Source organism: Pseudomonas sp. NBRC 100443 (assembly GCF_030268185.1).
Lineage (GTDB): Bacteria > Pseudomonadota > Gammaproteobacteria > Pseudomonadales > Pseudomonadaceae > Pseudomonas > Pseudomonas citronellolis.
The window spans coordinates 290,986-305,558 of record NZ_BSQE01000003.1 but is presented as its reverse complement, the minus strand read 5'-3'; the positions used below and the strand labels follow the sequence as shown (position 1 = coordinate 305,558).

Annotated in this window: 14 protein-coding genes; 7 read left to right on the top strand and 7 right to left on the bottom strand. The window is 68.3% G+C overall.

Features of this window, described 5'->3' with window-relative positions; translation table 11 throughout:
- Window positions 1–40: 40 nt before the first annotated feature.
- The 5 genes from bioD to bioB form a co-directional block, all read right to left on the bottom strand.
- The gene (bioD, locus tag QSJ95_RS05615) at window positions 41–730 is read right to left on the bottom strand and encodes a dethiobiotin synthase (protein ID WP_009615494.1); all 690 of its coding nucleotides are present in this window, start codon (window positions 728–730) and stop codon (window positions 41–43) included.
- 113 nt (window positions 731–843) lie between these two features.
- Window positions 844–1,650, bottom strand: a complete 807-nt coding sequence (bioC, locus tag QSJ95_RS05610) for a malonyl-ACP O-methyltransferase BioC (RefSeq protein WP_285640691.1) — start codon at window positions 1,648–1,650, stop codon at window positions 844–846.
- A complete protein-coding gene (locus QSJ95_RS05605) occupies window positions 1,643–2,368 on the bottom strand; it encodes an alpha/beta fold hydrolase (protein WP_285640689.1) in 726 nt (241 codons plus the stop codon). Before QSJ95_RS05605 ends, bioC begins: the two co-directional genes overlap by 8 nt.
- Entirely contained in the window at window positions 2,361–3,566 is a 1,206-nt protein-coding gene (gene bioF / locus QSJ95_RS05600; protein ID WP_285640686.1) for an 8-amino-7-oxononanoate synthase, read from the bottom strand. The genes QSJ95_RS05605 and bioF overlap by 8 nt, the downstream gene beginning before the upstream one ends.
- Before the next feature lie 173 nt (window positions 3,567–3,739).
- Window positions 3,740–4,795, bottom strand: coding sequence for a biotin synthase BioB (bioB, locus tag QSJ95_RS05595; RefSeq protein WP_009615490.1), 1,056 nt, complete (start codon window positions 4,793–4,795; stop codon window positions 3,740–3,742).
- Between the two features lie 228 nt (window positions 4,796–5,023).
- Between bioB and QSJ95_RS05590 the strand changes: the two genes are divergently transcribed.
- The 6 genes from QSJ95_RS05590 (at window position 5,024) to rarD (ending at window position 10,333) form a co-directional block, all read left to right on the top strand.
- Complete coding sequence (locus QSJ95_RS05590; RefSeq protein WP_009615487.1) at window positions 5,024–5,317, top strand: hypothetical protein; 294 nt, start codon at window positions 5,024–5,026, stop codon at window positions 5,315–5,317.
- 52 nt (window positions 5,318–5,369) lie between these two features.
- Window positions 5,370–6,068 carry a ComF family protein gene (locus tag QSJ95_RS05585; RefSeq protein WP_043319180.1) on the top strand — a complete coding sequence of 233 codons (699 nt, stop codon included), beginning with the start codon at window positions 5,370–5,372 and terminating at the stop codon, window positions 6,066–6,068.
- Window positions 6,069–6,156: 88 nt separating this feature from the next.
- Entirely contained in the window at window positions 6,157–6,924 is a 768-nt protein-coding gene (locus QSJ95_RS05580; protein WP_009615483.1) for a TOBE domain-containing protein, read from the top strand.
- Between the two features lie 78 nt (window positions 6,925–7,002).
- The gene (locus tag QSJ95_RS05575; protein WP_285640682.1) at window positions 7,003–7,449 is read left to right on the top strand and encodes a substrate-binding domain-containing protein; all 447 of its coding nucleotides are present in this window, start codon (window positions 7,003–7,005) and stop codon (window positions 7,447–7,449) included.
- A gap of 193 nt (window positions 7,450–7,642) precedes the next feature.
- Entirely contained in the window at window positions 7,643–8,617 is a 975-nt protein-coding gene (locus QSJ95_RS05570; RefSeq protein WP_285640681.1) for a serine/threonine protein kinase, read from the top strand.
- Between the two features lie 831 nt (window positions 8,618–9,448).
- Window positions 9,449–10,333: an EamA family transporter RarD gene (gene rarD, locus QSJ95_RS05565; RefSeq protein WP_285640679.1), complete on the top strand. Its 885-nt coding sequence runs from the start codon at window positions 9,449–9,451 to the stop codon at window positions 10,331–10,333.
- A gap of 626 nt (window positions 10,334–10,959) precedes the next feature.
- On the opposite strand, the gene QSJ95_RS05560 is transcribed toward rarD, so the two are convergent.
- Both QSJ95_RS05560 and QSJ95_RS05555 read right to left on the bottom strand, forming a co-directional pair.
- Window positions 10,960–11,478: a glycine cleavage system transcriptional repressor gene (locus QSJ95_RS05560; RefSeq protein WP_009615475.1), complete on the bottom strand. Its 519-nt coding sequence runs from the start codon at window positions 11,476–11,478 to the stop codon at window positions 10,960–10,962.
- A 22-nt stretch (window positions 11,479–11,500) separates the two neighbouring features.
- Entirely contained in the window at window positions 11,501–11,959 is a 459-nt protein-coding gene (locus QSJ95_RS05555; protein WP_009615473.1) for a GNAT family N-acetyltransferase, read from the bottom strand.
- Window positions 11,960–12,251: 292 nt separating this feature from the next.
- Between QSJ95_RS05555 and QSJ95_RS05550 the strand changes: the two genes are divergently transcribed.
- Window positions 12,252–14,429: a malate synthase G gene (locus tag QSJ95_RS05550; RefSeq protein ID WP_285640677.1), complete on the top strand. Its 2,178-nt coding sequence runs from the start codon at window positions 12,252–12,254 to the stop codon at window positions 14,427–14,429.
- Window positions 14,430–14,573 lie beyond the last annotated feature (144 nt).

The window sequence follows — 14,573 nt, the reverse complement described above, 5'->3', positions numbered from 1 at the left end:
CGCCTATTCAAACAGGATCGCCGATGACATTCAAAGGCCATCAGTCCGGAAGATCGAGAATGCCCAGGTCCAGGTGCGCGGCCACTGCCATGGGCGTCGGCGCGGCCAGGTGCGGCACGCGGCCGATGCAGGGCGCCGGCAGACGTTCGGCGAGGGTCGCCAGGTTCTCTTCCAGGCGCGAGGTCCTGGGGTCGACGATGTTCGCCACCCAGCCGGCCAGCGGCAGGCCGTCGCGCAGGATGGCCTCGGCGCTGAGCACCGCATGGTTGATGCAGCCCAGGCGCACGCCCACCACCAGGATCACCGGCAGGTCGAGGCGGATGGCCAGGTCCGACAGGCTCTCTTCGCCGGCCAGGGGCACGCGCCAGCCGCCGGCGCCTTCCACCAGGGTGAAGTCGGCGCCACGCGCCAGCACGTGGCGCACCGGCCCGGCCAGGGTGTCCACGTTCAGCGCCACGCCGACTTCGCGGGCCGCCAGGTGCGGGGCGATGGCCGGTTCGAAGGCGAAGGGGTTCACCTCCTCGTAGGCCAGCGGCAGGCTGCACTCGCCCAGCAGGGCCAGGGCGTCGCCGTTGCGCAGGCCCTCGGGACGGCGCTCACAGCCGGAGGCCACCGGCTTGGCAGCGGCGGTGGACATCCCGGCCATGCGCGCGGCGTGCAGCAGGCCGGCGGCGATGGTGGTCTTGCCGATTTCGGTGTCGGTGCCGGTGATGAAAAACGCGTGTGGCATGGGGTTCCTCAAGGGCTATACGTGTAGGTGCCGGCTGCGCCGAGGGGCTTTCGTAGGATGGGTTGAGCTTGCGAAACCCATCCTACGGGCGTTGTGTTTGCCGGAGTCCCCTCCTACGAAGAGATGGGTTTGCGCAGGATGGCGTGGACCACCCTATAGGTCGCCGGCAGCCCCTCGGGCTGGCGGAAGCGTTCGTAGGCCTCGATCAGCGCCCGCACCCTCGCCCGCCCGGTGAGCCCGCCGGGGCGGCCGGGGTTGAGGTTGTGGGCGCCCAGGGCCTTGAGTTCGTGGGTCAGGCTGCGCAGATCGGGGAAGTGCAGCACGCGGTCTTCGGTGGACAGCTGCAGCACTTCCAGCCCGCTGGCCGCGCATTGCGCCTGGTAGTCGGCGAAGGCGCGGAAGCGGTTGACGTGGACGAAGCCGTCCACCGCCTGCCAGCTGGCGCGCAGTTCGCCCAGGGTGCCGATGCACAGGCTGCTGAAGGCGAACACGCCGCCCTCGCGCAGCACCCGGCGCGCTTCGCCGAGCACCGCCGGCAGGTCGGCGCACCACTGGATGGCCAGGCTGGAGAACAGCAGGTCGCAGCACTCGTCGCGCAACGGCAGGCGCTCGGCGTCGCCGCCGATGAAGTGCTGCGCGCCGCCATGCTCGCGGGCATGGCGCAGCATGCCTTCGGCGATGTCCACCGCCAGGCCTTCGGCTTCGGCAAAGCGCTGGGCCAAGGCACGGCTGAAGTGGCCGGTGCCGCAACCCAGGTCGAGCCAGCGGCGTACCGCCAGGTCGGCCGGCAGGCGCGCCAGCAGGCTGTCGCCGACGCCGCGCTGCAGTTCGGCCACCGCATCGTAGGTGGCGGCCGCGCGGGAGAAGGAAGCGGCGACCTGGCGCTTGTCCGGCAGCGCGCCGCCCAGGGGATCAGACATCGTCGCCCTCGTGGATGAAAGTCAGGATGGCCGCGGCCACCTCGTCCGGGCGCTCCAGCGGCAGGCCGTGGCTGGCGCCGGCGATGGTGTTCACCTCCACGTCCGGCAACCAGCCCAGCAGCGCATCGGCGGCGCCGGACGGGACCAGCGCGTCGTTGCCGGCGAACAGGTGCAGTTGCGGGCCGTCGTAGCGCTCCAGCGCCGCGCGGGTGTCCAGGCGCCCCAGCAGTTGCAGGCCGGCGCTCAGCGCCCCGGCTTCCAGCGCCGGCAGCGCCACTTGCAGTTGCCGCGCCAGGGTGCGGGCGTCGCGGGCGCCCTGGCTGACCAGCAGGGTGAAGCGCTTGCGCGTCAGTTCCGGCTCCAGCAGGAAGGCTTCGAAGAAGTCCTCGAAGACGCTGTTGGGCATGGCCTGCGGCCAGTCGTCGAGCTGGCGGAAGCTGGCATTGGCGGCCAGGGTGATCAGCCCGCGGCAGGCCTCGCCGCGGCGCGCGGCCAGCTCGGCGGCGAGCATGCCGCCCAGGGACCAGCCGGCCAGCCAGCTGCCCTCGGGCAGCTCGTCGTCCAGTTCGTCCAGCCATAGCGCCGGGTCGGCCTCGCGCGGCAGCGGCTCGATGTGCACGTGCAGGTGCGGCGCCTGCTCCAGCAGCGCGTCGCGCAGCGGCTCCAGGGGCGCGCTGCCCAGGCCCCAGCCGGGCAGCAGTATCAGTTGGTCACGCATCCTCGCCCTCCTCGGCGTCGAGTTCTGCCAGCAGGCTGGTGGAGACCTGGCGCCAGCTCTGCTCCAGGGCTTCGAGCAAGCGGTCGACCTGCTCCTCGCTGTGGCTGGCGCTGAAGGTCACGCGCAGGCGCGCGCTGCCGGCCGGCACGGTGGGCGGGCGGATGGCGCCGACCAGGATGCCGTGGTCGCGCAGCGCGGCCGACAGCGCCATGGCCTGGCGGCTACCGCCGATGAGGATCGGCTGGATCGGCGTGAAGCTGTCCATCAGCGTCAGACCGATAGCCTCGGCGCCACGGCGGAAGCGCGCGATCAGCCTGCCCAGGTGCTCGCGGCGCCAGCGCTCGGCGCGCAGCAGCTCCAGGCTCTTCAGCGTGGCGCAGGCCAGCGCCGGCGGCTGGCTGGTGGTGTAGATGTACGGGCGGGCGAACTGGATCAGCGTTTCCACCAGTTCCTCGCTGCCGGCGACGAAGGCGCCGGCGGTGCCGAAGGCCTTGCCCAGGGTGCCGACCAGCACCGGCACGTCGTCCAGGTCCAGGCCGAAGTGCTCGACGATGCCGCCGCCGTTGGCGCCCAGCGGACCGAAGCCGTGGGCGTCGTCGACCATCACCCAGGCGCCGTGACGCTTGGCTTCGGCGCACAGGGCCGGCAGCTCGGCGAGGTCGCCGTCCATGCTGAACACGCCGTCGGTGACCACCAGGGTGTTGCCCTCGGCCTTGCCCAGGCGCTGCGCCAGGCTGGCCGCGTCGTTGTGCAGGTAGCGCGAGAAGCGCGCGCCGCTGAGCAGCCCGGCGTCCAGCAGCGAAGCGTGGTTGAGGCGGTCTTCCAGCACGGTATCGCCCTTGCCCAGCAGCGCGGTCACGGCGCCCAGGTTGGCCATGTAGCCGGTGGAGAACAGCAGCGCGCGCGGCCGCCCGGTGAACTCGGCCAGGGCCAGCTCCAGCTCGTGGTGCGGCCCGCAATGGCCGTTGACCAGGTGCGAGGCGCCACCGCCCACGCCCCAGCGCTCGGCGCCGGTACGCAAGGCGGCGATCACCTCGGGATGGTTGGCCAGGCCCAGGTAGTCATTGGAACAGAAGGCCAGCATCGGCCGGCCGTCCACCCGCACCAGCGGGCCCTGCGGCGACTCCAGCAACGGCCGCTGGCGGTAGAGATCGTCCGCCTGGCGCTGGGCGAGGCGGGGGGAGAGATCGAAGGACATGAGCGCCTCGATAAAAGCGGCTGGAGGCTGAAGGCTGGACGAAAGAGCACTCTTGTCCAACCTTCACGGTGGCGTTGGTGCTGCTCGACCAACACCAACTCAAAGCGTAGAGACTTGAGGCAGAACGGCAACGCTCTTTCGTCCAGCCTTCAGCCTCCAGCCTTCAGCGGCTTTTAAAGCGCCGCGTTGTAGAACAACTGCGAATCGCGCTGTTCGACCAGGGCCTGCTCGATGGCGGCCTGGTGCACCTCGTCGGCGTGCTCCTCGCGCTCCTCGGGCTTGATGCCCAGGCGGGCGAACAGTTGCATGTCCTTGTCGGCCTGCGGGTTGCGGGTGGTCAGCAGCTTCTCGCCGTAGAAGATCGAGTTGGCGCCGGCCATGAAGGCCAGGGCCTGCATCTGCTCGTTCATCTGCTCGCGGCCGGCGGACAGGCGCACGTGGGACTTCGGCATCATGATCCGGGCCACGGCCAGGGTGCGGATGAAGTCGAAGGGATCGACGTCCTTCTCTTCGGCCAGCGGGGTGCCCTTGACCTTGACCAGCATGTTGATCGGCACCGACTCCGGGTGCTCCGGCAGGTTGGCCAGCTGGATCAGCAGGCCGGCGCGGTCGGCCACCGACTCGCCCATGCCGAGGATGCCGCCGGAGCAGATCTTCATCCCCGCCTCGCGCACGTAGGCCAGGGTCTGCAGGCGCTCGCCGTAGGTGCGGGTGGTGATGATGTTGCCGTAGAACTCCGGCGAGGTGTCGAGGTTGTGGTTGTAGTAGTCCAGCCCGGCCTCGGCCAGGGCCTGGGTCTGCTCCTGGGTCAGCTTGCCGAGGGTCATGCAGGTTTCCAGGCCGAGCTTCTTCACGCCCTTCACCATTTCCAGCACGTAGGGCATGTCCTTGGCCGAGGGGTGCTTCCAGGCGGCGCCCATGCAGAAGCGGGTGGAGCCGATGGCCTTGGCCTCGGCGGCCGCTTCCAGCACCTTCTGCACTTCCATCAGCTTCTGCTTGTCCAGGCCGGTGTTGTAGTGGCCGGACTGCGGGCAGTACTTGCAGTCTTCCGGGCAGGCGCCGGTCTTGATCGACAGCAGGGTCGAGACCTGCACGCGGTTCGGGTCGAAGTGCGCGCGGTGCACCGTCTGCGCCTGGAACAGGAGGTCGTTGAAGGGCTGCTCGAAGAGCGCCGTCACTTCGGCGAGGGTCCAGTCGTGGCGGGTGGCGATGGATGCGGTTGCACTCATGGGGAGTTCCTTCGGACGCGGGCTGACGCCTCGTTGTTCTCGGCCGCCACGGCAGGGCGCGACGGTTCAGGCTTTGGAGGCATGATATGTAAGCCTTGGTCGCTGTCAACCAAGTTGAAGTCACAAGTCGACAAGTGACTATTATTTGAACAATCATTCATGCGCCGTGAACCTGGGGGCAGAACGCCACTCCAACAGCACAGGTACTCGAAGGAATCCCGCGAGCTCATGGAAACAGAAGGCACTTTCGACTGGCTCGGCCAGACCCTCGGCAAGGCGATACGCTTCGTCGTCGACCTCCTTTCCGGCCTGCTGGGCGCCATCTGGGCGGCCATGGACCAGTTCCTCCACGGCCTGGCCCGGGCCATCGGAATGGACGTGTCGATCTTCAGCTTCGTCCTACTCTTCCTCGGCCTGTTGCTGCTCTACAGTGGCATCCGCGCCTTCGTCCGGCGCTCCTTCTTCGGCGGCATCCTGCTCACCGTGCTCGGCCTGATCGTGATGAGCTGGCTGATCCACTGAGCATCCGCCGGGGCCTCACCCGGAGGACGCCACCCTGCTCACCTTCGCCCGCCTGCGCGAGCTTTTCGTCCTGCGGCCGGACTGCCTGTTCTGCGGCGGCCCGGCCGACACCGGCCTGGCGCTGTGCGCCGGCTGCGACGCCGACCTGCCCTGGCTGGGCAGCCACTGCAACACCTGCGCCCTGCCGCTGCCGGAACACGGCCTGACCTGCGGCGAATGCCTGCGCCGGCCGCCGCCCTTCGAGCAGGTGCTGGCGCCCTGGCGCTACGCCTTCCCGCTGGACGGCGCCATCACCCGCTTCAAGCACCAGGCCGACCGGCCCCTGGGCCGGCTGCTCGGCCAGTTGCTGGGGCGCCACCTGCGCCATGCCTTCGCCGAGGGGTTGCCGGTGCCCGACCTGCTCCTGCCGGTGCCCCTGGCCCCGCGCCGGCAGCGCCAGCGCGGCTTCAACCAGGCCGAGCTGCTGGCCCGGCGCCTGGCCGCGGACCTCGGCCTGCCCTGGCGCCAGCCGCTGCGCCGGGTGCGCGACACCCCGGCGCAACAGGGCCTGGACAAGGCCGAGCGAAAGCGCAACCTGCGCCAGGCCTTCGCCCTGGACGACGGCGCGGCCCTGCGCGGCCTGCACCTGGCGCTGGTGGACGACGTACTGACCACTGGCGCCACCGCCGCGGCCCTGGCGCAGCTGCTGCGACGTGCCGGCGCCGCGCGGGTGGACGTCTATTGCCTGGCCCGCACGCCGAAGCCGGGCTGAGCCCGGCGCCGGCAGCCGACGGATTCCACTTGCCTTTTGCCGGCGCAGCTACCAGCCTCGCCCTATCGCGAACACAACAACGAAAACGATGACCAGCCTCAGCCTTCTCACCCAGCACGTCACCCGCCGCCCGCAACGCATCGCCCTGCTCGCGCAGATCGCCGCGCTGGGCTCCATCACCCAGGCCGCCAAGGCCGCCGGCATGAGCTACAAGACCGCCTGGGATGCGGTGGACGAGCTGAACAACCTCGCCGAGCGCCCGCTGGTGGAACGCAGCGTCGGCGGCAAGGGCGGCGGCGGCGCGCGCCTGACGCCGGCCGGCGAACGCCTGCTGGCGCTGTACCAGCGCCTGGAGGAACTGCGCGAGCGCATGCTCGAAAGCATCGAGGAAGACGGCGAGGACCTGGAGCTGATCGGCCGCCTGATGCTGCGCACCAGCGCGCGCAACCAATTGCACGGGCGCGTCTGCAGCATCGAGCCGGCGGGCCTGAACGACCTGATCGGCGTCGACCTGCCCGGCGGCGCGCGCATCCACGCGCGTATCACCCGCGAAAGCACCGAGAAGCTGGAGCTGCGCGAGGGCCTGCCGGTGATCGCGCTGATGAAGGCCGGCTGGCTCTACGTCGACCTGCCGCAGATCGAATGCCCGGCCGGGCTCAATGCCCTGGAGGGGCGCATCGAGGACATCCGCGAGGCCGGCGACGGCCCCAGCGAAGTGCGCATCCAGTTGCCCGGCGGGCAGATGCTCTGCGCCCTGGTGGACCAGGAACGCATCGACATCCTGCGCCTGGCCCCCGGCAGCCGGGTGCGCACCCAGTTCTCCCCGGCCCAGGTGATCCTCGGCACGCCGGTCTGAACGAAGCCTGCCTTGAGTCAAGGGCCGGCGCCGGCCGTGGGGTTCCAATAGGCCATCCCACTGCCGGAGCTTCCACCCATGCGCCGCTTCCTGATTCCCCTGCTGCTGGCGTGCAGCGCCCTGCTGCCGTCGCTCGGCCAGGCGACCCCCGACGTGCTGCGCGTGGCCAGCGGCCATCAGCCGATGGCGGCCCTGGAGGCGCTGGCCGACCAGTACCAGCTGCAGACCGGCAACAAGGTCCTGCTGATCGAGGGCGACAGCGCCGAGCTGGCCCGCGACATCGGCCAGGGCATGGCCTTCGACCTGTTCTTCGCCGACGACGGCGCCCACAGCGTGCAGACCCTGCACACCCAGGGCCGCGGCGAAGCGCCGCTGCCCTACGCCTGCGCCCCGCAGCCGCAGTACTACCTGGTGCTGGTGGAAGGCCCGCGGCGCGAGCTGGCGGAGCGTTTCTTCAACTACCTGAAAGCGAATCCAGAGGCGCTGGCAAAGGCCGGCTTCCACCTCAGCGCCTGCGGCAACTAACGCCAGCCCCGCAGGAGAACCCCAACGTAGGATGGCGTTGAGCGAAGCGATACCCATCGCCATGACCGCATGGGTTTCGCTTCGCCCAACCCATCCTACGAAGAGCCTCCCCCAGGCGTAATGGCGCAGGGGCCAGCAATCCCGTGGCGGTGTGCGTAGACTAGGGGCCTGTTCACTGCCCTGGATCGCAGCCATGTCCCATCCCTTCTCCGCCCTTACGCCCGACCTGGTCCTCGACGCGGTGGAAAGCCTGGGCTACCTCAGCGACGCCCGGGTGCTGGCGCTCAACAGCTACGAGAACCGCGTCTACCAAGTGGGCATCGAGGACAGCGAGCCGCTGGTGGCCAAGTTCTACCGCCCCGGACGCTGGAGCGACGCGGCCATCCGCGAGGAACATGCCTTCTCCGCCGAGCTGGCCGAATGCGAGGTGCCGGTGGTGGCGCCGCTGGTGCGCGACGGCGAAAGCCTGTTCGAGTTCGCCGGCTTCCGCTTCGCCCTGTTCCCGCGCCGCGGCGGCCGCGCGCCGGAACCGGGCAACCTGGATCAGTTGTACCGCCTCGGCCAGTTGCTCGGCCGCCTGCACGCGGTGGGCGCCGTCCGCCCCTTCGAACACCGCGAGCAACTGACTGTGGATAACTTCGGCCATGAATCCCTGGCCACCCTGCTGGAAGGCAACTTCGTGCCCAAGAGCCTGCTGCCGGCCTACGAATCGGTGGCCCGCGACCTGCTCAAGCGCCTGGACGCCCTGTTCGCCGACAACCGCTACACCGCCATCCGCCTGCACGGCGACCTGCACCCGGGCAACCTGCTGTGCCGCGACGAGGTCTACCACATGGTCGACCTCGACGACTGCCGCATGGGCCCGGCGGTGCAGGACCTGTGGATGATGCTGGCCGGCGAGCGCCAGGAGCGCCTGCTGCAGCTCTCCGAGCTTATCGATGGCTACCAGGAATTCCACGACTTCGACCCGCGCGAACTGCCGCTGATCGAGGGCCTGCGCACCCTGCGCCTGATGCACTACAGCGCCTGGCTGGCGCGGCGTTGGGACGACCCGGCGTTCCCGCCGAGCTTCCCCTGGTTCGGCAGCGAGCGCTACTGGGGCGAGCAGGTGCTGGTGCTGCGCGAGCAGTTGGCGGCGCTGGACGAGGAGCCGCTGCGGTTGTTCTGAGCCATCCAATCGTGCCCATGCAGGAGCGCGCCCTGCGCGCGATTCGCGGGCCCGTTTGTGCGGGGGAAACGCCGTGCCTCACGGAACGCATAGGGGCCCGGAATCGAGCGAGCAGGCCTGCGGCCCCCTCACCCTAACCCTCTCCCGGAGGGAGAGGGGACCGTTCGGAGTACATGGGTGTTTCGGCGTCAGCCGGCTAGCACAGGGATCGCCGGCTGAAACCAGGCCTCCTTTCGGCACGGACTGGCTCCCTCTCCCTCCGGGAGAGGGGATCGTTCGGAGTACACGGGTATTTCGGCGTTAGCCGGCTAGCACAAAGATCGCCGGCTGAAACCAGGCCTCCTCCCGGCACGGACTAGCTCCCTCTCCCTCCGGGAGAGGGGACCGTTCGGAGTACATGGGTGTTTCGGCGTTAGCCGGCTGGCACAGGGACCGCCGGCTGAAACCAGGCCTCCTCCCGGCACGGACTGGCTCCCTCTCCCTCCGGGAGAGGGACCGTTCGGAGTACACGGGTATTTCGGCGTTAGCCGGCTGGCACAGGGATCGCCGGCTGAAACCAGGCCTCCTCTCGGCACGGACTGGCTCCCTCTCCCTCCGGGAGAGGGCTGGGGTGAGGGGAAAGCCCGAGCGCCGATGCCATTCCCCTGTAGGAGCGCGCCCTGCGCGCGAAATCTCGGGCAGGGCCCGCTTACGTTGTTTTCTAGGTTCCCGCGGTTTGGCCGCGGCGTAACGTCCGCCGTTACGCCCGGCAGAAACTGAACGCACAGACAACATCGGCCGCGCCCCCTAGAATGGCGCGGCCACTCTTTTCTTCTGCCGCAAGGACGTCCGATGGCCACCGCCAATCCCCGCCGGGGCTATGCCCTGGGCCTGACCGCCTATGTCATCTGGGGACTCTTCCCGGTCTACTTCAAACTGCTGGAAAGCATTCCCGCCCTGGAAATCATCACCCACCGGGCCATCTGGTCGGCGCTGTTCGGCGCCGCCCTGCTGCTGGTGTGGAAGCACCCCGGCTGGTGGCGCGAGCTGCTGGACAACCCGCGGCGCCTGGCCGTGCTCGGCGCCAGCGGGGTGCTGATCGCCAGCAACTGGCTGGTCTACGTCTGGGCGGTGAACAACGGGCACATGCTCGAAGCCAGCCTGGGCTACTACATCAACCCGCTGATCAACGTGCTGCTCGGCCTGGTGGTGCTGCGCGAGCGCCTGCGCCCGCTGCAATGGGTGGCCGTGGGCCTGGCGGCCCTGGGCGTGGCCCAGCAGGTCTGGCAGCTGGGCAGCCTGCCCTGGGTGTCGCTGGTGCTGGCGCTGACCTTCGGCTTCTACGGGCTGATCCGCAAGCAGGCGCCGGTGGACGCCCTGCCCGGCCTGGTGGTGGAAACCTGGATGCTGCTGCCGCTGGCCCTGGTCTGGCTGCTGCTGTTCGCCGACGGCCCCAGCGCCCACCTGGCCTTCTGGACCACCCCGCAGGCGCTCTGGCTGGCCGCCGCCGGCCCCATCACCCTGGTGCCGCTGGTGTGCTTCAACGCTGCCGCCCGCCACCTGCCCTACGCGACCCTGGGCTTCCTGCAGTACATCGCGCCGACCCTGGTGCTGCTGCAGGCCGTCCTGCTGTTCGGCGAACACCTGGACTCCACCCGCCTGGTGGCCTTCGGCTGTATCTGGCTGGCGCTGGTGGTGTACAGCGTGGACATCTGGTACCGCCTGCGGCGCGCCTGATCATTTCCTGAGCGACAAGCTGCAGGCCCCGACGGGCAGGGCCTGCAGCCAGGTATCCGAATCTTTTCCACAGCTTCATCCAGCGCTGCCGGGGATAACCCCACAGCGCCGCCGCACGACCGGAGCACCCTGACGGCGGCGAGAATGGCTGTTCAGAACTCGTACAAATTCCCGCAAGGCTCGTCGATAAAGGCCCCTGGCGATCTACCCAGGGGTTTTCCACAGGGCTTTCCCGGGTTTCTGTGCAGGGCTTCGACGGCCCTGGCGCATTTTTGATCACTTCCTCCAAGCCCGGATTCCACGCGGCCTGTAGCCAGGCATACAACAGTTGCCCACAGCGCGACCCACGGTTCCTGTGCAAAGACGTGGATAAGCCGCCCCCGCCAGCGAGTGCCCCGGGCACGGATCATTTTCTGAGCGATCCGCCACAGGCCACGTTTGGCCTGATGTGTAGCCATCCATCCACAGCCAACCAACAGGACAACCCACGGCGATTGTGGGCAACCCCTGGCGTTCTGTTCACAACGATCGGCTGCGCTTGAAGCCCCACTCTGCGGGGCATTCAGCGCTTGACACACATTTCCTCAACAGACTTATGCACAGGACGGAGGCCTTTCACCTGTGCATCAGTCCTCCTTGTGGAAATTCAGATCCACCATGAGGTCGTCGGCCAGGGCCTCCAGGTGCTGCTGCAACTGCTCCAGCGGCAACGTCAGCGGCACCGCCAGCACCGCGTCGGCGTGGAACAGCGGCTCGCCGCTCATGGGCGCCGGCAACACCTCGGTGGTCAGCCGCTCCAGGTTGACGCCGTGTTCGGCCAGCAGGCGGGTGATGTCGCGGACGATGCCCGGGCGGTCGTTGCCCACCAGGTCGAGGTGGATCGGCTTCCAGTTGCAGGAGGGCTCGATGCCGCTGTCGGCCAGCAGCACGCGGATGCCGTGCTCGCCCAGCTCCTGCAGGCCTTCCACCAGTTCGTCGTAGCCTTCGGCCGGCACCGCCACCCGCAGGATCCCGGCGAACTGCCCGGCCATGCGCGACATGCGGCTCTCCAGCCAGTTGCCACCGTGGCCGGCGATGCATTGGGCGATGCGTTCCACCAGCCCCGGCTGGTCCTGGGCGATGATGGTGAGCACGAGATGATTCATGGCAGCCTCCAGAGTCGATGCGTCAGCCCCGGGCCTGGCCCAGGTCCAGCCAGTAGGTGTAGAAACGTTCGTCACGCTGGTAGCCCAGGCGCTCGTACAGGCCCTGGGCGTTGCGGTTGTCCTTCGCCGTTTCCAGCTGCAGGCCGCAGGCGCCGCTGGCCTCGGCGTGGGCGCGGGCGGCGTTCATCAGTGCCTCGCCGTAGCCGTCGCGGCGCGCCGCGGGGATCACGTAGAGGTCGCTGAGCAGCCAGGCCGGGCGTAGTGCCAGGGAGGCGAAGAAGGGGTACAACTGGACGAAGCCCAGGCCCACGCCGTCGATGCTGCGCGCCAGGTAGACCACCGACTCGTGGCGCTCCAGGCGCTGGCCGAGGAAGTCGCGGATGTCCGCCGGGGGCGCCGGCACTTCGTAGAAGTCCAGGTAGCCGGCGAACAGCGGAACCAGGTCGTCGAGGTCGGCAAGGGTGGCGCGGGCGATGGGCATGGTGATCCTCCGAGGGTGAAGCCTGAGTATAGGCCGCGGCACGGAGCCAGCTGCGACGGGGCGTCGCAGGTTCCTCGCCGAATAAATCGTGTACTGTTTTCAGATTTATCTGGAACAATCCACCAGTTTTTTGCGAACATTATTGCTGCTACGTGACTGAGATGCGTTCTTTGGTCTAACCGCGACGCAAGCCCACTGATTTTTCCCACGGCATCATGTAGTATTCCGCGGCTCGGACTACAAGGCGTCTTGCCTGGGTTCCGAGCTGGTCCTGAGCAGAGTGAGGCAAGCAATGACTGAACGCGTTCAAGTCGGTGGCCTGCAGGTCGCCAAAGTCCTGTTCGACTTCGTCAACGACGAAGCCATCCCCGGTACCGGCATAGACGCCGGCAAGTTCTGGGCAGGCGTGGAGGCCGTGGTCAACGACCTGGCCCCGAAGAACAAGGCCCTGCTCGCCAAGCGCGACGAGCTGCAGGCCAAGATCGATGGCTGGCACCAGGCCCGCGCCGGCCAGGCCCATGACGCCGCGGCCTACAAGGCCTTCCTGCAGGAGATCGGCTACCTGCTGCCCGAAGCCGAAGACTTCCAGGCCAGCACCCAGAACGTCGACGAAGAAATCGCCCACATGGCCGGCCCGCAGCTGGTGGTGCCGGTGATGAACGCGCGCTTCGCCCTGAACGCCTCCAACGCCCGCTGGGGCTCGCTGTACGACGCGCTGTACGGCACCGACGCCATCAGCGAAGAGAACGGCGCCGAGAAGGGCAAGGGCTACAACAAGGTCCGCGGCGACAAGGTCATCGCCTTCGCCCGCGCCTTCCTCGACGAAGCCGCGCCGCTGGAATCCGGCAGCCACGTCGACGCCACCGCCTACACCGTGCAGAACGGCGCGCTGGTCGTCGCCCTGAAGAACGGCAGCCGGAGCGGCCTGAAGAACGCCGCCCAGTTCATCGCCTTCCAGGGCGAGGCGGCCAAGCCGCAAGCCGTGCTGCTCAAGCACAACGGCCTGCACTTCGAGATCCAGATCGACCCCGCCAGCCCCATCGGCCAGACCGACGCCGCCGGCGTGAAGGACGTGCTGATGGAGGCCGCGCTGACCACCATCATGGACTGCGAGGACTCGGTCGCCGCGGTCGACGCCGACGACAAGGTGGTCATCTACCGCAACTGGCTGGGCCTGATGAAGGGCGACCTCGCCGAGGAAGTCAGCAAGGGCGGCACCACCTTCACTCGCACCATGAACCCGGACCGCGTCTACACCAAGGCCGACGGCTCCGAGCTGACCCTGCACGGCCGCTCCCTGCTGTTCGTGCGCAACGTCGGCCACCTGATGACCAACGACGCCATTCTCGACAAGAACGGCAACGAGGTGCCCGAGGGCATCCAGGACGGCCTGTTCACCAGCCTGATCGCGGTGCACAACCTCAACGGCAACACCACCCGCAAGAACACCCGCACCGGCAGCGTGTACATCGTCAAGCCGAAGATGCACGGCCCGGAAGAAGTCGCCTTCACCAACGAGCTGTTCGGCCGCGTCGAAGACGTGCTGGGCCTGCCGCGCAACACCCTGAAGGTCGGCATCATGGACGAGGAACGCCGCACCACCATCAACCTCAAGGCCTGCATCAAGGAAGCCCGCGAGCGCGTGGTGTTCATCAACACCGGCTTCCTCGACCGCACCGGCGACGAAATCCACACCTCCATGGAAGCCGGCGCCGTGGTGCGCAAGGGCGCCATGAAGACCGAGAAGTGGATCGGCGCCTACGAGAACAACAACGTCGACGTCGGCCTGGCCACCGGCCTGCAGGGCAAGGCGCAGATCGGCAAGGGCATGTGGGCCATGCCTGACCTGATGGCCGCCATGCTCGAGCAGAAGATCGCCCACCCGCTGGCCGGCGCCAACACCGCCTGGGTGCCCTCGCCCACCGCGGCCACCCTGCACGCCCTGCACTACCACAAGGTCGACGTGTTCGCCCGCCAGGCCGAACTGGCCAAGCGCGCGCCGGCCTCGGTCGACGACATCCTGAGCATTCCGCTGGCGCCCAACACCAACTGGAGCGCGGAAGAGATCAAGAACGAGATCGACAACAACGCCCAGGGCATCCTCGGCTACGTGGTGCGCTGGATCGACCAGGGCGTCGGCTGCTCCAAGGTGCCGGACATCAACGACGTCGGCCTGATGGAAGACCGCGCCACCCTGCGCATCTCCAGCCAGCTGCTGGCCAACTGGCTACGCCACGGCGTGATCACCGAGGAGCAGGTGGTCGAGAGCCTCAAGCGCATGGCCGCGGTGGTCGACCGGCAGAACGCCAACGACCCGCTGTACCGCCCGATGGCGTCGAACTTCGACGACAACGTGGCCTTCCAGGCTGCGCTGGAACTGGTGGTCGAAGGTACCAGGCAGCCCAACGGCTACACCGAGCCGGTGCTGCACCGCCGTCGTCGCGAATTCAAGGCGAAAAACGGCCTCTGATTCGCGCCTGCGTAAGCTGAAAACCGCCCTTCGGGGCGGTTTTTTCATTTCCGGCCCGCCTTTTTCCCGAAAACCGACAGGCGCCGATTGCGCAGGCTGGTTGCACTTTGCGATCATTTGCGAATAGTTATCGTTTTGTCGTTC